21 protein-coding genes are annotated in these 19,540 nt (G+C 61.4%); 14 read left to right on the top strand and 7 right to left on the bottom strand.

What is annotated here, in order from left to right:
- Positions 1-20 precede the first annotated feature (20 nt).
- From araB to ACIPV6_RS12870, 10 genes are all read left to right on the top strand, one after another.
- Entirely contained in the window at positions 21-1,790 is a 1,770-nt protein-coding gene (gene araB, locus ACIPV6_RS12825) for a ribulokinase (RefSeq protein ID WP_400271241.1), read from the top strand.
- The gene (locus ACIPV6_RS12830; protein WP_400271242.1) at positions 1,787-2,494 is read left to right on the top strand and encodes an L-ribulose-5-phosphate 4-epimerase; all 708 of its coding nucleotides are present in this window, start codon (positions 1,787-1,789) and stop codon (positions 2,492-2,494) included. The genes araB and ACIPV6_RS12830 overlap by 4 nt, the downstream gene beginning before the upstream one ends.
- Positions 2,495-2,536: 42 nt before the next feature.
- On the top strand, positions 2,537-4,057 hold the full coding sequence (araA, locus tag ACIPV6_RS12835; RefSeq protein WP_400271243.1) for an L-arabinose isomerase: 1,521 nt from the start codon (positions 2,537-2,539) through the stop codon (positions 4,055-4,057).
- Entirely contained in the window at positions 4,054-4,950 is an 897-nt protein-coding gene (locus tag ACIPV6_RS12840; RefSeq protein ID WP_400271244.1) for an aldose 1-epimerase family protein, read from the top strand. Before araA ends, ACIPV6_RS12840 begins: the two co-directional genes overlap by 4 nt.
- 852 nt (positions 4,951-5,802) lie before the next feature.
- Positions 5,803-6,735 (top strand): hypothetical protein, encoded by a 933-nt coding sequence (locus tag ACIPV6_RS12845; RefSeq protein WP_400271245.1) that lies wholly within the window; start codon positions 5,803-5,805, stop codon positions 6,733-6,735.
- A complete protein-coding gene (locus ACIPV6_RS12850) occupies positions 6,728-7,477 on the top strand; it encodes an ATP-binding cassette domain-containing protein (protein ID WP_400271246.1) in 750 nt (249 codons plus the stop codon). The genes ACIPV6_RS12845 and ACIPV6_RS12850 overlap by 8 nt, the downstream gene beginning before the upstream one ends.
- On the top strand, positions 7,474-8,892 hold the full coding sequence (locus ACIPV6_RS12855; protein WP_400271247.1) for a hypothetical protein: 1,419 nt from the start codon (positions 7,474-7,476) through the stop codon (positions 8,890-8,892). Before ACIPV6_RS12850 ends, ACIPV6_RS12855 begins: the two co-directional genes overlap by 4 nt.
- A gap of 35 nt (positions 8,893-8,927) precedes the next feature.
- A complete protein-coding gene (locus ACIPV6_RS12860; protein WP_400271248.1) occupies positions 8,928-9,233 on the top strand; it encodes a hypothetical protein in 306 nt (101 codons plus the stop codon).
- A complete protein-coding gene (locus ACIPV6_RS12865) occupies positions 9,220-9,780 on the top strand; it encodes a methyltransferase family protein (protein WP_400271249.1) in 561 nt (186 codons plus the stop codon). Before ACIPV6_RS12860 ends, ACIPV6_RS12865 begins: the two co-directional genes overlap by 14 nt.
- Positions 9,768-9,956 (top strand): hypothetical protein, encoded by a 189-nt coding sequence (locus ACIPV6_RS12870; RefSeq protein WP_400271250.1) that lies wholly within the window; start codon positions 9,768-9,770, stop codon positions 9,954-9,956. The genes ACIPV6_RS12865 and ACIPV6_RS12870 overlap by 13 nt, the downstream gene beginning before the upstream one ends.
- Positions 9,957-10,077: 121 nt before the next feature.
- Here ACIPV6_RS12870 and ACIPV6_RS12875 read toward each other — a convergent pair whose 3' ends face one another.
- The 6 genes from ACIPV6_RS12875 to ACIPV6_RS12900 are packed head-to-tail and all read right to left on the bottom strand — an operon-like array spanning position 10,078 to position 14,339.
- On the bottom strand, positions 10,078-10,920 hold the full coding sequence (locus ACIPV6_RS12875) for a substrate-binding periplasmic protein (protein ID WP_400271251.1): 843 nt from the start codon (positions 10,918-10,920) through the stop codon (positions 10,078-10,080).
- 32 nt (positions 10,921-10,952) lie between these two features.
- Entirely contained in the window at positions 10,953-11,606 is a 654-nt protein-coding gene (locus ACIPV6_RS12880) for an amino acid ABC transporter permease (protein WP_400271252.1), read from the bottom strand.
- On the bottom strand, positions 11,603-12,241 hold the full coding sequence (locus ACIPV6_RS12885; protein ID WP_397326243.1) for an amino acid ABC transporter permease: 639 nt from the start codon (positions 12,239-12,241) through the stop codon (positions 11,603-11,605). Before ACIPV6_RS12885 ends, ACIPV6_RS12880 begins: the two co-directional genes overlap by 4 nt.
- Before the next feature lies 1 nt (position 12,242).
- Positions 12,243-13,013, bottom strand: coding sequence for an amino acid ABC transporter ATP-binding protein (locus tag ACIPV6_RS12890; RefSeq protein WP_400271253.1), 771 nt, complete (start codon positions 13,011-13,013; stop codon positions 12,243-12,245).
- Positions 13,014-13,036: 23 nt separating this feature from the next.
- Entirely contained in the window at positions 13,037-13,843 is an 807-nt protein-coding gene (locus ACIPV6_RS12895; protein ID WP_400271254.1) for a hypothetical protein, read from the bottom strand.
- A complete protein-coding gene (locus ACIPV6_RS12900) occupies positions 13,836-14,339 on the bottom strand; it encodes a RidA family protein (RefSeq protein WP_400271255.1) in 504 nt (167 codons plus the stop codon). The genes ACIPV6_RS12895 and ACIPV6_RS12900 overlap by 8 nt, the downstream gene beginning before the upstream one ends.
- Positions 14,340-14,591: 252 nt before the next feature.
- Between ACIPV6_RS12900 and ACIPV6_RS12905 the strand changes: the two genes are divergently transcribed.
- Together ACIPV6_RS12905 and ACIPV6_RS12910 are read left to right on the top strand one after the other, a co-directional pair.
- Positions 14,592-15,140, top strand: a complete 549-nt coding sequence (locus tag ACIPV6_RS12905; RefSeq protein ID WP_400271256.1) for a type IV toxin-antitoxin system AbiEi family antitoxin domain-containing protein — start codon at positions 14,592-14,594, stop codon at positions 15,138-15,140.
- A complete protein-coding gene (locus tag ACIPV6_RS12910; RefSeq protein ID WP_400271257.1) occupies positions 15,137-16,027 on the top strand; it encodes a nucleotidyl transferase AbiEii/AbiGii toxin family protein in 891 nt (296 codons plus the stop codon). Before ACIPV6_RS12905 ends, ACIPV6_RS12910 begins: the two co-directional genes overlap by 4 nt.
- 40 nt (positions 16,028-16,067) lie before the next feature.
- Here the strand turns inward: ACIPV6_RS12910 and ACIPV6_RS12915 are convergent, their stop codons facing one another.
- On the bottom strand, positions 16,068-16,985 hold the full coding sequence (locus ACIPV6_RS12915) for a LysR family transcriptional regulator (protein WP_400271258.1): 918 nt from the start codon (positions 16,983-16,985) through the stop codon (positions 16,068-16,070).
- A gap of 133 nt (positions 16,986-17,118) precedes the next feature.
- Between ACIPV6_RS12915 and ACIPV6_RS12920 the strand changes: the two genes are divergently transcribed.
- Both ACIPV6_RS12920 and ACIPV6_RS12925 read left to right on the top strand, forming a co-directional pair.
- A complete protein-coding gene (locus tag ACIPV6_RS12920) occupies positions 17,119-18,399 on the top strand; it encodes an amidohydrolase (protein ID WP_400271259.1) in 1,281 nt (426 codons plus the stop codon).
- A 7-nt stretch (positions 18,400-18,406) separates the two neighbouring features.
- Positions 18,407-19,390: a LysR substrate-binding domain-containing protein gene (locus ACIPV6_RS12925; RefSeq protein WP_400271260.1), complete on the top strand. Its 984-nt coding sequence runs from the start codon at positions 18,407-18,409 to the stop codon at positions 19,388-19,390.
- The last annotated feature ends 150 nt before the right edge of the window (positions 19,391-19,540 follow it).

A 19,540-nucleotide genomic window follows, 5' to 3' on the forward strand; every position in this document is an offset into this window, starting at 1 on the left:
CAGCCGGATGGAGACCGCACATGAACACCCCAGAGAACAGTCCGCTGGACCAGCAATTCGTCATAGGCGTGGATTACGGCACTCTTTCCGGGCGCGCCGTTGTGGTTCGCGTTTCGGACGGCGCCGAGATCGGCAGCGGAGTCTTCGCGTACCCCCACGCGGTTGTCTCGGAAAGCCTCCCCGGTACCGGCCAACGGCTGCCGGCGGACTGGGCCCTGCAGGTGCCCAACGACTACCGCGACGTCCTGCGCCATGCAGTACCGGCCGCCGTCGTGAACGCCGGAATCGATCCCGCGCAGGTGGTGGGTATCGCGACCGACTTCACCGCCTGCACCATGGTTCCGACGACGGCGGACGGCACCCCGTTGAACGAACTGGAACGTTTCGCTGACCGGCCGCACGCGTTCGTCAAGCTCTGGCGTCACCACGCGGCGCAACCGCAGGCCGATCGTATCAACCAGCTCGCTGCGGATCACGGCGAGGCGTGGCTTCCCCGTTACGGTGGCCTGATCTCCTCGGAATGGGAGTTCGCCAAGGGCCTGCAACTTCTTGAGGAAGACCCGGAAGTTTACGCTGCGATGGACCACTGGGTTGAAGCAGCGGACTGGATCGTATGGCAGCTGTGCGGCACGTACGTGCGGAACGCCTGCACCGCCGGCTACAAGGGCATCTACCAGGACGGAAAGTATCCTTCGGAAAAATTCCTTGAAGCACTGAACCCCGGGTTCAAGGACTTCATCAACGAAAAGCTCCAGCACACCATCGGCCGCCTGGGCGATGCCGCCGGACATCTTACCGAGGAAGCCGCTGAATGGACGGGGCTCCCCGCGGGCATCGCTGTGGCCGTTGGCAACGTGGATGCGCATGTCACGGCGCCCGCAGCAAATGCCGTCGAACCCGGCCAACTCGTGGCGATCATGGGCACCTCCACCTGCCATGTGATGAACGGCGATGTCCTGCGCGAAGTCCCGGGCATGTGCGGTGTGGTGAACGGTGGCATCGTGGACGGGCTGTGGGGCTACGAAGCCGGACAGTCAGGCGTGGGCGACATTTTCGGCTGGTTCACCAAGACCGGCGTTCCTCCGGAGTACCACCAGACCGCCTCCGACAAAGGCGTGACAGTCCACGAGTACCTGACCGAGCTCGCCTCCCAGCAGGAAATCGGTGAGCATGGCCTGATCGCACTGGACTGGCATTCCGGCAACCGGTCCGTGCTGGTGGACCACGAACTTTCCGGAGTTGTTGTGGGCCAGACGCTGGCCACCAAACCGGAGGACATTTACCGTGCACTGCTCGAAGCCACGGCCTTCGGCACGCGAACCATCGTGGACGCCTTCCGCGATTCGGGTGTCCCGGTGAAGGAGTTCATCGTGGCCGGTGGCCTGTTGAAGAACAAGCTCATGATGCAGATCTACGCCGACGCGATCGGGCTGCAGCTTTCCACGATCGGCTCCGAACAGGGTCCGGCCCTGGGCTCCGCGATCCACGCCGCAGTCGCCGCCGGTGCATATAAGGACATTCGGGAAGCCTCCGCCGCCATGGCTGCCGCACCCGGTGCCGTGTACACGCCCATTCCCGAAAACGTCGCAGCCTATGAAGCGCTCTTCCAGGAATACAAGACCCTCCACGACTACTTCGGGCGCGGAACCAACGATGTGATGCACCGGCTCAAGGCCATCCAGCGGGCGGCGAGGGACAAACACCAGTCGGCGGCAGCACCGTCGTCGGACGCTGGCTCCCACGCCTCAAGCGCCCCGGCATCCCACACCCTGGAAGGAGCCACCGCATGAGCGGCCTGTTGGAAACCATCGCAAGGATCCGCAAGGAAGTCTGCGAACTGCACGCTGAGCTGACCCGCTACGGGCTGGTGGTGTGGACCGCCGGCAATGTTTCGGGGCGGATCCCCGGCCATGAGTTGATGGTTATCAAACCCTCCGGCGTCTCCTATGACGACCTGACGCCGGACCTCATGGTGGTTACCGACCTGCACGGCATACCGGTGTCAAGCCTCACCGGCGAAGATAGTGAAACAGTCCAGTGGGGCAACCCCAGCCTCTCCCCCTCCTCGGACACCGCGGCCCACGCGTATGTGTACCGGAACATGCCCGGGGTTGGCGGAGTGGTGCACACGCACTCCACGTATGCCACGGCCTGGGCCGCCCGCGGCGAGGAGATTCCGTGCGTGCTGACCATGATGGGCGACGAGTTTGGCGGGCCGATTCCGGTGGGGCCGTTCGCGCTGATCGGCGACGACTCGATCGGCCACGGAATCGTGGAAACACTCAAGAACTCCCACTCCCCCGCGGTCCTCATGCAGAACCATGGGCCGTTCACCATCGGCAAGGACGCGCGCGCCGCAGTCAAAGCCGCGGTGATGTGCGAGGAAGTGGCCAAGACCGTCCACGTCTCCCGCCAACTCGGTGAGCCGTTGCCGATTGACGACGCCCGGATCGCGTCCCTGTTCGACCGCTACCAGAACGTCTACGGCCGCTGACGCAGCAGCGCCACCAGGCCACACCGAAACTTCAGGAGTATCATGCCCAGCAATTCCGCCAACACTACGTCCCTTGACCACTACGAGGTCTGGTTCCTTACCGGCAGCCAGCACCTCTACGGCGAGGACGTCCTCAAGCAGGTGGCCGCCCAGTCCCGGGAAATCGCCGAAACCCTCAACGCCACGGTCCCCGTGAAGCTGGTCTGGAAGCCCGTCCTCACCGACTCGGACGCCATCCGCCGCACCGCTTTGGAAGCCAACTCGAACGATTCGGTGATCGGCGTGACCGCGTGGATGCACACGTTCAGCCCGGCGAAGATGTGGATCCAGGGCCTGGACGCACTGCGCAAACCGCTCCTGCACCTGCACACGCAGGCCAACCGCGACCTTCCCTGGGCGGACATCGATTTCGACTTCATGAACCTCAACCAGGCAGCCCACGGCGACCGCGAATTCGGATACATCCAGTCCCGCCTCGGGGTGCCGCGGAAAACCGTCGTCGGGCATGTCTCCAACCCGGAGGTCGCCCGTCAGGTGGCCGCCTGGCAGCGCGCCTCGGCCGGTTGGGCTGCCGTCCGCACCCTGAAGCTAACGCGGTTCGGGGACAACATGCGCAACGTCGCGGTCACGGAAGGTGACAAGACCGAGGCCGAGTTGCGCTTCGGCGTCTCAGTGAACACCTGGTCCGTGAACGAGCTGGCCGATGCGGTCCACGGCGCTGAAGAGTCCGACGTCGATGCGCTGGTTGCGGAGTATGAGCGCCTTTACGAGGTGGTTGACGAGCTGAAAGCAGGCGGTGCCCGCCACGAATCGCTCCGCTACAGCGCCCGAATCGAACTCGGCCTGCGCAGCTTCCTGGAAGCGAACGGCTCTGCAGCGTTCACCACCTCGTTCGAGGACCTCGGCGAACTCCGCCAACTTCCCGGCATGGCCGTCCAGCGGCTCATGGCCGACGGTTACGGGTTCGGCGCCGAGGGTGACTGGAAGACCGCCATCCTGGTCCGCGCGGCGAAGGTCATGGGTGCGGGCCTGCCCGGCGGGGCGTCACTCATGGAGGACTACACCTACCACCTGGAACCGGGCAGCGAGAAGATCCTGGGCGCGCACATGCTTGAGGTCTGCCCGTCACTGACCGCCAAGAAGCCGCGCGTGGAGATCCATCCGCTGGGCATCGGCGGCAAGGAAGACCCCGTCCGCATGGTGTTCGATACCGACGCAGGTCCGGGAGTCGTCGTCGCGCTGTCCGATATGCGCGACCGGTTCCGCTTGGTCGCGAACGCCGTCGACGTCGTCGACCTTGACGAGCCGCTGCCCAACCTTCCCGTAGCCCGCGCGCTCTGGGAACCCAAGCCGGACTTCGCCACCTCGGCTGCCGCGTGGCTCACTGCAGGCGCGGCACACCACACGGTATTGTCCACGCAGGTGGGCCTGGACGTGTTCGAGGATTTCGCCGAAATCGCCCGCACGGAACTGCTCACCATCGACGAAGGCACAACCATCAAAACGTTCAAGAAAGAACTCGCCTGGAACGCCGCCTACTACAAACTGGCGGGCGGGCTGTGAGCGCTGAATTCACGCTGACGGCGGGTGGTTACACGGCTGTTGTCACCGCCCATGCCGCCGCGCTGCGTGTCCTGCAGTTCGAGGGCCGCGACCTGGTGGTGCCGTTCGCTGAGGGCGGTCCAATCCCGGATTACCGTGGCATCATCGCGGCGCCCTGGCCCAACCGGATCGCGGACGGCCGCTACACGTTCGACGGCGTTCCGCACCAGCTCACCGTCAACGAACCGGAGCGCGGTACGGCGCTGCACGGTCTCACCTTCCCGCTCGACTGGACCATGAAGGAACACGACGCCGGTTCGCTCACGTTGACGTGCACGGTGGGGCCAACGACGGGGTACCCGTTCGTGGTGGAGCTGACCGCTCAGTACACCTTGGACGATTCCGGGCTCCACGCGAGCGTGACAGCAACGAACGCGGCCGACGTCCCCGCGCCCTACGGCTTGTGCCCGCACCCGTATTTGGTGGCAGGTTCTTCGCCCTTGGATGAGTGGATCCTCGAAGCGCCGGTGGGGACGTACCTCGAAGTCACTCCGGACCGGCTTCTTCCCGTTCGACTGGCGTCTGTTGAAGGGCACCAGTTCGATTTCCGGACGGCGCGGGCGATCGGCGCCGCCGAAATCGACCACGCCTTCACGGACGTGGCGTACGACGGCGGGCTGGCGCGGCTGTCGTTGCGCGACCCGGCGGGCACCGGCGTCGGAATGTCCTGGGACGAAAGCTGCACTTGGCTGCAGATCCACACGGCAGATAAGCCGGCACCCATCCCGAGCCGGATCGGCCTGGCCGTGGAACCGATGACCTGCCCACCGGACGCGTTCAATAGCGGGACCGACCTCATCCGCCTGGAACCCGGCGCCAGCCACACGGCGTCGTGGAGCATTTACATCCTCTAGCGCCCGGCGTACCCAACTGGGGGACAGCACACGTCCTACTGAGCACTCAGTGGAGCAGGTGCTGTCCCCTACTTGGGTGGGGTTAGCCGATCAAGCGGGCACCGCCCGTGTTGATCGCGGAGGCTAGAGCACATGTCAACCATATCTGCGCCCCATGACCCCACGTTTGTAGACGACGCACGACACCCGGCAATGAGTTCTGACGCTCAGGATTCCGGGTTGGCAAACATACGTAAGGGCCGTTGTTGCTCGAAGTGTCGATTGGTCTGGACAACTCATCACTCATCTGTCTCGGCTCGACCCAGTCGGCGGCAAGCTATCCAGCACTACCGACGCTAATGGCTGTGCGGACCGCAAATGAATCGATTTACCTGTATTGAGTTAACACGGCAAAGACACCTAGCACCACGCAAGAGGAAGTTAAGAAAACGAGTTTTGACATGCTATTCCAGACGCTCCTTGAAATAGCGAGTCAGGATGACTCTATTCCCGACTAAAAAATTCCCCCCAAATCAATGTGATGAGCGTCATGAAATACCTGTCTAGCTCACAGAAGGTTGACGGGCGCTGGTCTCAGTGAACGTTTTACTCAGAAATTAGCACCACCTTTCGGCTGGTGTGCTGATATAGATAGGGGAATTCATGTCAATGGTTATGGAGCGTCCGCAGCTGATGTCTGCTTCGGTACGCGAAGAAACTGAGGCAGAGTGGGCGGCGGCCGGCCTAGTGGCGGCAGTGCTTGGCATGGCGCTTGCTGTCGTCATCTACATCTGTTCTGTCTGCAGTGCACGTTCGTTCGATGCCTGTATGCACGCCGTGCAGAACTACTGGGGATCGGGCTGTTGATCCGACATGTCTCAATTGATTTCGGGAGCGTGCTTTAGCCTTGCCCCTGGGATCGCTGTTGAAGAAGGGTATCTCCGGGACGATAAGGACCGGAGATACCCTCTCAACTCCCTCGGCGTCAAAGTCTGTAAGGCAGCCACAAAGCCGGTCGGCGTCGACGAACTGATCGAGGCCCTTCCTGGAGGCAAGAACAACGAGGATGTTCGCGATTCCTACAGAGACTTCATTGACGATCTAAACCGGGCTGGTCTGGTGTCGGTTCATCAAGGCTTTGTCGCCGAGCTCGAGCTCGATGCGACGATTCTTATGACGAGCCCTCTGCGAAGGATTGGCGTGCGTGGCCGACAACGGCGCGTGCCGCTCTACCGCCGTTATGTAGCAAGCGCCCGTTCGCTCGTTCCAGCGGTAGTTGAAGCACACCAACTCACAATGTGGCTTGGCGTGGCTGCAGTCGTGGTCGCCGCAGCGCTTGGATTCTCGGGCAGCCCGGACTCTGTTCGGCTGATAGGGGCAAGAGCATTGGCTCTGTCGATTGCGCTCTTCTTCTTGGGGATCATTATCACTGCCTACTTTCATGAGTTGGGACATCTCTGGCTCGGAAGGATTCGAGGGGTTACCCCCACATCCGTCTACGTGAGGTCCGGGGCAGCAGGAGTTGCATTCGGCCCAATGCCGGCACGGGACCGGATCGTGATCGTCGCGGCGGGTCCCCTGGCCGGATTGGGCTTCGTAGCAGCGATCGAACTCTTGATACTTCGTTCGCCAGACGTCCTTTGGTCGCAGGCGGCAATGGATCAGCTCAGGCTGTCGTCTGCGGCAGCGTTCGCCTTAATCGGAGTTCTGCAACTCCTGGGCCTAACACCTTTGACTAAGGATGGGCGGACACTCTGGCGTACTCTACTTGGCGGCAATGGAAGGCGGCCTGAACCCAATGGCTGAAGGCTTGGCGATCACAGAGCTTTGCGTCGACTACAAGAACTTTCGACTTGGGCCTGTCAATACCGACCTTACCCCGGGGTCGGTAACAGCTCTGATGGGAACAAACGGTTCCGGCAAAAGTTCTCTCATACGGGCAGTGCTCGGTCTGCAGCGAAGGACCAAGGGTTCAGTAATTTTTCGTGGATCAGATCTAACGGTTCGTGACGCAACTACATTGGCAAATGTTGGATACGTCAGCGATTCTCATCGCGATTTACTGGCCGAATTTACCGCTAAGGAGTATTGGCAGTACTGCAGGATCGCAATTGAGAAGGCATCGAGGTCTCGCGCAGAAGGCCTCCTGGATAAAGCTGAGCACTACTCGACCTTGCTCGATTTTCCTTACGAATCGAGAACACCGATTGCAGGGCTCAGTTTGGGAACAGCCCGTAAGGTTCAGATCATCGGAGCCCTCTTGGGCGATCCTGAATTAATCATCATGGACGAGCCATTCAGCGGACTCGACTTCATAGCATCGCGCGCTCTTGAATCGGTCTTGGTCAGGCTTCGGGATCAGGGCAAGACGCTGCTGCTCGCCAACCATGACCTTGACCTTGCAACCAGACTCGCCAACCGCGTTTTACTCCTTCACGCAGGACAAATGCTCCTGGATTCACCGATTGACGTCTACGGCAGCGAACATGACCTTGAGGCCGGCATCTCGGCATTGCTCAACGGCGCAAGGCAAGGATTAGAACCGTGATCGCGCTTTTGTACCCTATATTCCGCATATACGTACGCCGCGCCACTGGTACCTCAAATTGCCCGGGGCTGCGGCCTTACGTGCTTGTGGCCATCCTGATGACCATGGCCGCAATAATCGCTTTGCTGTCGTGGAGAGCCTACGTGGACGGCCATGATCCCTCCGCCTTGAAAGAGATCAACGTCGCAGTCGCTGTCTGCGCGGCCTTTGCAACATCGGGCCTCATCGTACTGGCTACCGAAGCGGCCCGGGATAAGACCGGTGCCATGCTCCGCTCATTAGAGTCGATGCCAATCAGCCCATCGCACGTGCGGTGGCTTTTGATTATGCCTCTGGGCGCCTTCGGCGTCGTCGGTCAGACCTTTGTCCTGATACCGATGTGGGTCGGAATGGTTGCCAACGGGTTTTCAATCGTCGACGGTCTGGGCTATTCGACTGTATCAATTATTGCCGGCACGGGACTTGGTTTGTTCTGCAATGGCTGCACACTGATAGTCATGCGCTCAAAGCGATGGGACAGCATCCGAATGCCGTCTTCTTTCATACTGTGGGCCGTGTCAACGGCAGCAGTAATTGCAGCCAGTGTTGACTCCTTTCGAAGCTTTGAACTGTGGCATCGGCTGTTGACGATCCCATCGACGGTAAAAGATGTCTGGGAAGGCTCATCTCTTCAACCAATGGGATTGTTCACATCCTTGGCACTCTTGACACTCGGCATCTTGACATATGTCGCCGGTGTGAATCTCCAGTCCACAAACTCCGCATACAAATCCCTCCGACTGACTTGGACCGCCCCTGTGGACCGGAGTCAATTTGCTGCGGAAGCAATCTACGCTTTGCGCGACACCAACGTTTTGTCCACAACACTCGCCACCCTGGTCATCAATGTTCTGCTTATTTTCGGTTGGAAGAGCTTTGCGCCTTCGTCGCTGAAACCTCTGGGGTTCTCGGTGGTAATTGTCGTCACTGTCGTGGCCGGATTGGCCGCCAGAGTGACGCGGGGTGTTTTCATGGCACGCTTCCCACCAGCGGCCGTCCTCGGGTTGAGACTTCTTTCGTGGTTCGGGACACAATGCATGCTCAATTTGGGAGTCTTCCTCTTGGCATGGCTCCCCGCCCTGTGGGCGGCCGATTTGGTCCCGGCAGACCGCTGGCTGGAAGTGTCGCTCAGTGCTGCCGTATGTCTTGCCACGGCAGTTCTGTTGAACTTCACGGTGGTCGTCAGCGCTACGAACCCTATAGGTCAGATTCTGGCCACGTGGCTATACGCGGTAGTTGCAAGCTTGGCAGTGTCCGTCATCAGTCAGTTGGTCACCAACCAACTCCCGGATGTTGCGGTCTTCTTCGCTGTTGCGGCCATCGCCGCCGCAGTGCTTGTGAGCTTTGTCATCGAACGACGTCGATGGCGCACATGAACCTCGATGTCTACCCAAACAATTAAGGAATTGCCATGAAGTCTGCACGCCCACGATGGATGACAACCTCCATTATCTTGACGACGTTCATCACCGTCATTTGCTTGGCTGTTATTGGGTTCATGTTCGTTACAGCTTCCGCGAATGCGCGGGACGCGACCGGAGATCAGGTATTCGCGCAAACAATCTTCGGTCTTCCGATTCTGGAAGGATTTCGTCTCAATGGAAAGTTCGGCGTTCACATGAAGCCGGGGGCGATTGTCTTCATTGCCATCCCGCTCCTCACCGGGGTTCTCACGAGCCTTCCGGCCTTGAAAGGGTTTGTTAATGGGGCTCGTTAGCTTTGTCTGCTGGGTGGCCCTGGGCCTGGCCATGGTTTTGGCCGAGGTCCGTCTCGGAAACCGTAAGGACGTGAACCCGACACCCCAGGCCAAATCCATGGATTTCCTCATGATTCTCGGTACCGGATTCGCCTTGATTGGCCCCGGAATCTTGGGAAGTATACGTGCGCAGGGGTCTGACGCGCCCTCGTTCGTCGCTGGCCTCGTGCTCGGGTTTATGGGGTTGCTTCTTCGTATCGTGGCAATGTATCAACTAGGCAACCGCTACACTCTGACGCCTCAGGATCAGTCTGGAGATTCGGGGGTTATGAAGGACGGACTCTACGCAGTAGTTCGCCATCCTGGATACAGCGGCATTCTTACTCAACTCGCGGGCATGGCGATCATTGCCGCCGATTGGTGGGGCGCCGTTTGTTTGCTGCCGTTGTGTCTCCTCACGATTGCCAGAATCCACGGCGAGGAGCATCTGCTGGTACGGGAATTCGCCGCACAATACCAGCGCTACCAGAAATCCGTACGGTGGAGACTTGTGCCATGGATCTTCTAGAACCGGATGGAGGCAGTAACGGCCCTCTCGATGAAGCCGAGTTTGACTTGGCTGTCGCGAAAATGCAGGCGGCCGCCGGCCCGAAAGTGCTCAAGCTCCGTCTCGAGGCTTGCATACCAACACTGGTACTTGTAGGCATAGTCATTGCCGCTGTGATGAATATCGCTTTGTCCTAGCTGAATTCGATAGTGACGGGCATCCCCTACCGAACCAACCGCGTCTACGGCACAACTGGGGGACAGCACACGTCCTACTGAGCACTCAGTGGAGCAGGTGCTGTCCCCTACTTGGGTGGGGTTAGCCGATCAAGCGGGCACCGCCCGTGTTGATCGCGGAGGCCGGGAAGCCGTTCTTCACTACGATCTTCTCCAGAGTGCCGTCCTTGCGCAGTCCGTCCACGTACTCGTTGAGGGCCTTGAGCAGTCCGGCGTTGTCCTTCGTCACAGGGAAACAGGTCTGCGGCGGCTCAAGCGAAGCCTTGATCGCGTTGTCGGGTTCCAGGACCTCGACTTTCAGGCCATTGCTGTTGTTGTGGGCCTCACCGAAGCCGTCAATGCCGACGTCGAGCCGGCCCGACTTCAGGTCCTGGAACAGGTCCACGGGAGCCTTGTACAACTGAAGGTCGCCCCCGAGGTAGCTCTTGGCGTCGTCCACCCAGACGTTCCCGTTGACGGTGCCAACCTTCTTGCCCTTCAGGTCCGCCACTTTATTGAGGCCGTCCTTGGAGATCAGTACCATCTGGTCGGTGTAGATCGGCTCCGTCAAGGACAGAATTTCGGCGCGGGCCTTGGAGCGCCACCAACCACCCGTGGCGACGTCGGCACGGCCACCCTGAACGGTGGGGATCACGGCTGCCGCGGCGGCGGACACGGCGTTGATGGTGAGGCACTGCTTCTCGGCAAAGCCCATGAGGATGTCGCCGTCGACGCCCCCTAGTTCATTGCCTTTGAAGGTGACGTAGGGCGGTGCTTCGTAGACGGCGACCGTCAGCGAGCCCTTCTTCATGGTGTCGAACTGGGCTGCCGGTTTGCAGTCCGCGGACGTCTTGGATCCGGCGGCTTCGGTGTTGCCGCCGCAGCCGGTGAGCCCTGCGGCCAACGCCAGGGCAGCCACGGCCGATGCGATGACTCGTAGTTTCATGATGGGTTCCTCTTGGTGGGGGTGCCGGCGTGTCAGCGGTGACGCGCCAGGCGATGCTCGACGAAGTTGCTGAGGGAACTCGCAGGAATGGTGATCAATGCGTACATCAAGCCCGCGAGGGTAAGGATGCTCAGGTAGCGGAAGGTGATGGAGCCGATGGAGTAGGCCTGGCTCATCAGTTCCGGCATGGCAATGGTGTAGGCCAGGGAGGTCGCCTGGAACACCATGATCGCGAATCCCATGAGCGGAGGGATGGCGATTCTGACTCCTTGCGGAATCACAACAAATCGGAGGATGTCCCGGCGCGCCATGCCCAAGGCGTGGGCGGCTTCCACCTCTCCAGAGGGCACGGCCTGCAAACCGCCACGGAGGATTTCGCTCGTGTAGGCGGCGGTGGTGAAGGCCAAAGCCAAGGATGCCGCCACGAAGGAGGTCAGCGTCATGCCAGCGCTGGGAAGTCCGAAGTAGAACAGTTGCAGGACCACCAGGGCCGGGGTTCCACGTCCGACTTCGATCACGCCGATGGAAACAGCCCTCAAAGCACGGTTCCTGGAACCTGCCCCCAATGCCAACAGCAGGCCGGCCGGCAAACCTATCAGAAGCGTCACGAGAGTCAGCTGGAGACTGACGCCAAGGCCACCCAGAAGGTCCGGGAAGTAGTCCACCCAGTCGTTGAAGAACGTCATCGCGCAACCCTCTTTCGGAGCTTGCTGTCCAGCAAACGCGTTGCCCAGGCACAGGGGATGGTCATGGCCACGTAAAGGCCGGCCGCCCACAGGAACGGCACGATGGCATCACCCGTGACAGTGGATTCGTGACCGGCCCAGTAGATGGTGTCCTGCACGCCGATGACGGAAGCCACAGATGAGTCCTTCAGCAGGCCGATGGCAAACGTGGCCGCTGCCGGAATCGAGACACGGAGCACCTGCGGGCCGATGATGCTGGCCAAGGTCGCGGCCCGTGAGAGTCCCAAGGCATCGCTGGCTTCCCACTGGCCGTCGTGGATGGCCGTCAAACCACCCCGATAGATCTCGGCCATGTACGCGGAAGAGACCAGCCCAAAACCGATGACCGCGGCCGCAAACGAGCTGAGCTCGATCACACCGCTTCCCACTCCGAAGTAGATGATGAACAACCACGCCAGCGGAGGAATGCCCCGCAGCAGCTCAATAAAGGACCGCGCAATGAAGCGGACCAGCACAAACCGCGACCGCCGGGCCAACACCAGTGGAATGCCGCCAATGGAGCCGAACAAGAGCGATGAAAGCGTCAGCAGAAGCGTCATGGAGACGCCTTGTGCCACCACGCTGAGGTGTTCCATGTCAGCGCTCCAATACGGCACGCAGGAACCGGCGTGTGCGGTCCATGCTGGGAGAGGTGAAGACGTCGGCAGGGTCGCCTTGTTCAAGAATGGCGCCCTCCGCCATCACCACCACCCGGTCGGAGACATCCCGCGCAAACTGCATCTCATGGGTAACCACCACCATGGTCATGCCTTCGGCCGCGAGTTCCTTCATGACAGCAAGGACTTCCAGGCCAACCTCGGGGTCAAGCGCGGACGTGGGCTCATCGAACAGCATCACTTGTGGGTCCAACGCCAGTGCCCGGGCGATCGCGATGCGCTGCTGTTGACCGCCGGAGCACCGGCTGGGGTACTGATTGGCTTTGTCCGCCAGGCCCACGCGTTCCAGGAGCTTCCTGGAACGGGCATCTGCCTCCGCCCGGGTCCGGCCGAGCACGCGTTCCTGCGGGAGCGAGATGTTCCGCAGGACCGTCATGTGCGGGAAGAGGTTGAACGACTGGAACACCATCCCCACGTGGCGGCGCAAACGGACCAGGTCCTTGTGGCTGATCTCGGTTCCTGCGTCCACCTGGTTGCCCTCAACCGTGATCCGTCCGCTGTCCGGGACTTCCAGCAGGTTGATGCAGCGGAGCAAAGTGCTCTTGCCAGCACCACTGGGGCCGATAATCGCAACCACTTCCCCCTCGCGGACAGACAAGGACACATCGTTGATTACCGTGTGGTTCCCGAATCGCTTGACCACCGATTCCAGCGAAATGGCGGTCCGATCCTGTGCGGGATCTTCTTGCATGGCTAACTCGTTCCTGGCTTGTGTCATTGGACTGACGCGGCGTGTGCGCCGGCGGCCGAATTCCCGTCGGCGGCCGGCCCGTCGGCGGCGTCAGCACCGGCGTCGAACCCTGCACCGAGCGCGTTGAGCGCGAAGGAGGCGACGTCCAGGATCGGCACGCTGGTGTACTTGCGGATCTCACGGCGGAATTCGGGAAGAAGTGTGCATTCGAGCACCAACACGCCAATGTTCTCGAAGCGGCCGCCCGGCCCGAACTCCCGCCTCACTACGGACGCCACGCCTTCTTTCAGCAGTGGCTGGTCCCAGCCGTTGCCGAGGGCATGGTCGTTGGTCAGCATGGTGGCCCAACCGGGCTCACCCTCCATGCCCGCAATGACGATCCGGGAGGACAGTACGTGATCGCCGAGAAGCTTGGTGGCGAGCGATTCCGAAACCGTGAGGACGCCAATGTCCTTGCTGGTCAACACCGAGGCGATGGGCAGGAGGTCCAATCCGCTGGTGATGACGTTGGCAGTTTGGCGCATGTCTTTGCGGGCGTAGAAGAAGAAGCCGCAGTCCGTGATCACCAAAGGGCAGTGAGCGAGCTTTTCACTCGCTGCCCAGAAGGCCTCGACGGCTTCAGGTTCGCCGTTGACCAGAGGTTCAACACGGGCGCCTCTGGCCACCGCATAGGCCACGGGAAGGCCCTGCCAGCTGGCCGGGTTCTCGAAGAAGCCCACGGGATTGTCGCTGATGCCGGGCGCATCCGGGGTGAGGCACTCCACGTAGTCGACGGGGTAGGAGTCGAGGTCGCAGAGGATGACGCCAAGCAGGGGCTTGACCTCAGACATTGCCGGCCACCCCGGCGAGCGGAACGTCGAGCGCTGCCTGCGTTCCGCCGTCGAACGCTTCCACGCGGGTGGCGGCGCTCCCGACAATGGCGACGGCGTTGACCTCAACCCGGATGCCGGGGAGGTTAAGTTCTTCGCCGATCAGGATGCCCGTGGCTGTGGGGCCCGGGGCCGGGAAGTAGCTGAAGCGGATGTCGTACGTGCGCTGCCATTCTTCGTAGCTGAGTTCGCCGGCGTAGAAGGTGTTGAACTGGACCACGTCACCCATGGTGCCGCCCAGTTCTTCGATGACCCGCTTGAGCGACTCCATGACGGACTTGCACTGCGCCACAATGTCGCCGGGGTTGCGGACGTTGCCTTGTTCGTCGAGGTCTTCCTGGCCACCGACGTAGATCATGTCCCCCACTCGGATGCCGTGGCTGTGGTTGATCTTGAAGTGGCCCGGCACCTGCCAGTGGCCGGGAAGCTCTGCGAAACGTCGTTCGAGGGTGGTCATTTCTTCGTTCTCCTTTGTGGTGATCGTCACTGATCACTTCAAGCATGGAACGGGAAATCAAGGTTTAACCCTGCAACAGAACGAGGTTTGCTGGGGCTGCCGCAAGACTTTCTTTGGCTGCGGTTTGGGTGCCGGTTAAGGCACGACGGCGGCGCGCGCCTTAGGCAGCGGCGCATTAAGGCTGGCTCATGCTCAGCGGCAGGAAGGAAGCACAATCTGCCAAAAGGTGACTAAAAATAGTAACCTTTTGGCATGACAAAGGTGAGTCAGCTCCGGGAAATTGGAATGGACCACGGAGGGTTCGTGGACACAGATGCGGCCGTCGCAGTTGGCATGGACCCGAAAGCCTTGTCCCGCATGGCTCATCGCGGACGCCTGACGCACGAGCTCCACGGGATCTACAGGTTTCCCGAGATCCCGGTGGACGAGACCACCGAGTACCGACTGGCTTTGCTTTGGGCCGGAACGGATTCTGCATTGGACTCAGAGAGCGTATTGCTGCTCCTCGATCTCTGCGACGTTAACCCACGTGAAATCCATGTTGCCGTGCCGCCCGGGACACGGATTCGCCGCAAAGGCAAGGACCACTACTGCCTCCACAAGGGAAAGTTTGACATCGAGTTCCACAAGGGACTTCCGATGCTTCCCGTTCACCGGGCCGTCGCCCGGGCGCTCGATGAGGGCATGCGCCGCGGGTTGGCCTCACAGGCTATCCGGACGGCGACCAGGAGGGAACTCATAGAGGAGTCCGAAGCGCAGGACCTTATTCATCGATACCAGCTTGGAGAGGAGGCCAGGTGAAATACGGAGATCTGCCAGCCAGGGTCAAACCCGCGAAGACCGCCTCATCGCTGTTGGCTGCAATTCGCAACACGGAGACGGGCGAGCCGGACCAAGTAACCACCTGGACCATTGCCGCAAGCGTCCTCATGGCAGCCCTTCAACGGCCAAAAGGCAGTGGTGGCAAGCCCTTCCTTAGGCTGAAAGGCGGAGCCTATCTGGAATGGTCCCTGCACCCGGCCGCCCGCGCCACGCAGGACGTCGACACATTTTTCACGGCGGAGGCCGACCGTTTTGACTCCTTCTTGCGGGAAACATTAGCCAGGCCACTCGGTGACTTCACATTCGTCCTCAAGGCCCGAACCGGAGACATCGAAGTTGCCCTCGCTGCAACAAATCCCCGGCGACATGAGATCCAGATTTTCTTCGCGAGGAAATTGTTCCGCAAGGTGGTCCTTGAGGTGTCCTTCCTGGAAGGTGCCATGGACACGTCCAATGACAGCGTGCCCGCCCCTCGCCTTGAGCCCTTCGGTATACCCACACCCGCAGTGACACTCGCCTCCATCTCACCGGAGTACCAAGTTGCCCAAAAGCTGCACGCCTGCACTGGTCCCGGCCACGAGGAACGGGAACGCGACGTACTGGACATCCTGCTGCTGAAACGGAATGTCTTTGACCCAGGACTGGGAACCGAGCCCCTGCTGCAAGCGTGCGAAGACATCTTCCGCACCAGAGCCCGGATCGGGAGCATGAATGGGGTCCAGGCGAGGGTTTGGCCTACCGCAATTGTCATCCATGAAAATTGGGGTCCGGAGTTCGCGACGCTGGCCGGAAGGCTGGGCATGGACATCGATCTTGCGGCCGCCGTTGAGGAACTCAACGACTGGGCGGCCGGGTTCCAGCCCTGACACAAGGTCATATCCGAGAACGACATTAGCGGCGCGCGCCTTAGGCAACGGCGGCGCCCAATAGCCCGTGGACTTCGTCCAAGACAGCCTTGATGATGGGCCGGCGGGCATCGCTGCTCCGCGTTACCGTGAGCACCCGACGCCGGATACGCGGCTTGTCGAACGCATGGATCCCGACGGGTGCCACGGTGTCGTCCACGGACAGCGGAGGCAGCAGCGAAATTCCCCTGCCACGGGAAATGGCCTCGACCAGCAGAAGAAGATCATCCACCACCCAGCGGCTGTTCGGCTCGAATCCCTCATTCCGGCACGCGAAGCGTACGGCCTGTCCGCACGCCCCGGCCTCTGGAGTCAGCACCCAGTCCGCATTCTTGAGATCGGTCAGCTTCAGCCGCGGGGGCACCACATAGTCCGGCGGCGTGACCAGGACCAGGGGCTCATTCATGACTTCACGCGTGACCAGGTAGTCGGGGAAAGCAACAGGGACATTGTCGTAAAGATCGACAATCGCGATATCCAGGGCGCCGTTCAGCAATTGCTCAATACTGTCCACGGGCTCGACGACGTTGACGGTAAGTTCGATGTCGGGCGCGGTCACCTCCAGCTTTTCCGCGACCGGCAGCAGAACGTTCCGGGCAAGGGAGGGGATGGAGCCGATCCGCACCCTTCCCGCCAGTTCGCCGCTGAGTTGATCCATTTCGGCCCGGGTGGCTTCGAGGAGCCGGACCACCGCCCGGGCATGTTCCACCAGGATTTCCCCCGCACCGGTCAGCCCTACCCCGCGCGACGAACGGTCCAGGAGCTGAACTCCGGTTTCCTTCTCCAGGATGCTGATTTGCTGCGAAACGGCCGAGGATGTGATGCCCAAGACCCGGGCCGCTCCAGCCAGCGATCCTTGCCGTGCAACCTCGTTGAGAAGGCGCAGCCTTGACACGTCCGGGAGTGGTTTTTCGGTCATGGAACATTCTTGCATGATTAGCTGTTCTTAACACATATCCAGATGTATCTTAAGTAAAATAACGAGCCAACGAGCGGACGACGACGTCCGAACGCTGGCCTCCTTCACTTCCCCCTTCTTGAAAGGACGCCACGTGGATACCGTGGAAAAGCACCCGTCCAACCTCACTCTCACCGGCATCCTCGGAGCACCCGAAGCAGTTGCCCGTAGCATCACCAGCAGCATCGAGGACCTGACCACCGATCTCCGGGAACTCAGTCACGGCATCCATGGCATTGCGGAGGTGGGTTTCGAAGAACGACTCTCCGTTGCCTTCGCCGCTGAGTTCCTCAGGTACCGGGGTTTCCCAGTTCAGGTTGGCCGCTACGGCCTGCGCACCTCACTGCGCGCAGAGGCGGGTTCGGGCTCACCAAAGGTTGCAGTGCTCGCCGAATACGACGCCCTCCCTGGAGTGGGCCACGGTTGCGGCCACAACGTCATCTGCGCAGCGGCGGTCGGCGCATTCCTGGGCGTGGCCGCTCACATTGAGGAACTCGGTGGATCAGTGGTCCTTATCGGCACCCCCGCAGAGGAAAACGGCAATGGCAAGGAACTGCTTGCACGGGCCGGCGCCTTCGACGACATCGACGCCGTGGTCATGCTGCATCCCTTCACGGGTGAATCCGAAGCAGCGTCGTTTGCCTCGCTGGCCGTCCGCGATGTTGATGTCACCTTCCACGGGGTAGCCGCCCATGCTTCGTCGGCACCGCACATGGGCCGCAATGCCCTGGACGCCGTAGTGGCCGCCTATCAAGGCATTGCGGCGCTTCGGCAGCACATCCCGGCGACGGACCGGCTGCACTGCCTGATCGTCGAGGGCGGGTCTGCGGTGAACGTCGTCCCCCACCTGGCGAGCGCCGTCGTCGAAATCCGCTCGCTGGACCCCGACGGCTTGGTGGATCTGTCCCAGAGAGTCCAGAACGTTCTGGAGGGCGCCGCACTCATGACGGGCACGCGGCTCGAAACAACCTGGGATCCGTTCCCGGCGTATCTTCCCGTGCGCAGCAACCACGCCCTTGCAGCCAGGTACCACGGACACATGTCTTCCCGCGGCCGAGCCATCACCCTGGAGACCCAGCTTGTGGGCGGCGGCTGGTCCACGGACCTGGGTAACCTGAGCCTGCGGCTCCCCTCCATCCACCCGACCATCAGCATCTCCCGGGAAACAACGCCCATGCACACGGTGGAGTTCGGGCAGCACGCCATCAGTCCCGCCGGAGACCAAGCCGTAGTGGACGGTGCCATCGGCCTCGCTTTGACGGTTGCCGACTACTTGGCGGACGAGCGGCTGCGCGAACAGACGCAACTGGACTTCGAAGCCGCTGGCGGAGCAGTGGACGTGGAGCAACTCCTCACCCCACCAACGGGGAAATAGCAACGCCATGTTAAATCCAGTCCATCTCCGCACCCTCTCCGTGGTCCTTCGCACAGGATCCTTCGCTGACGCTGCCCGCGAAATCGGCTACACCGGCTCGGCCGTTTCACAGCAAGTGGCCGCGCTTGAGCGTGCTGTGCAGGCTCCGCTCGTGGAGCGTGATGCCCAGAGCATCCGCCCCACCGAGGCAGCAAAGTTCCTGGCCACCCGGGCGCGCGACATCATCAACGCCCTCAGCACCCTCGAAGACGAGATGAAGGGCTTCAGCAAAGGCAATTACGGGCTCATGCGGCTGGGCAGCTTCAGCACGGCGAGCCAACGACTCCTGCCCGCCGGACTGGCGTCATACCTGCGCAGGCATCCCACCTCCACGGTGGAACTGGAGGAAGGCTGCCCCACGGACCTGGCGGCCATGGTCAGGGATTCAGCGCTGGATGTTGCCGTGGCTTTCCACTACGACCTGGTCCCGCAGCAATGGCCTTCCAACGTGGTCGCCGTCCCGCTGCTGGCCGAGGAACTCCTGTTGCTGCTCCCCGAAAAGCACAGGCTTGCCGGAGCCGAGCAGATCACGCTCCAGGACCTTGCCCGGGAAAACTGGGTATCCACCAAGGAAGACTCTTCCGGCGACGCGTGCCTCAGGCATTTGTGCGCCAGCGGAGGTTTCGAGCCGCGAATCACGGTGCGGAGCAACAACTATGATGCCCTGCGCGGCATGGTCCGGTCCGGGGTGGGGATCGCACTGGTACCTGCCTTGGACCACGCGCCAACGGAAAACGTCATGGCAACGGGCATCAGCGGATGCACCGCGCGGCGGTACATCTCTGCGCTTCGCCAGAAGTCGGAGGCGGGCGTTTCGGTGACCAGTCTCTTGCAGTGTCTGGGACGCTCGGCCGACCGGCTGGCCAGCTCGACGCCCGGCATCACGCGTCAGACGAAGCAGCCCGACGCCCTGGCGCCGGTTGAATACTTAGCCAGTCTCCGCGCGTCGTAATTCCTCCCAAGTAGGGGACAGCACCTGCTCCACTGAGCCGTCAATAGAGCAAGCCCTGTCCCCTAGACTCTTCTATGTCTGTCAAGGCGCGCTTGTTGTTGAGGCGTTGAGTGTGCGGTAGATGTGGCGGGCGAGGTAGCGCTTGATGCA

The organism is Paenarthrobacter sp. NPDC089988 (assembly GCF_044748465.1).
Classification (GTDB): domain Bacteria; phylum Actinomycetota; class Actinomycetes; order Actinomycetales; family Micrococcaceae; genus Arthrobacter.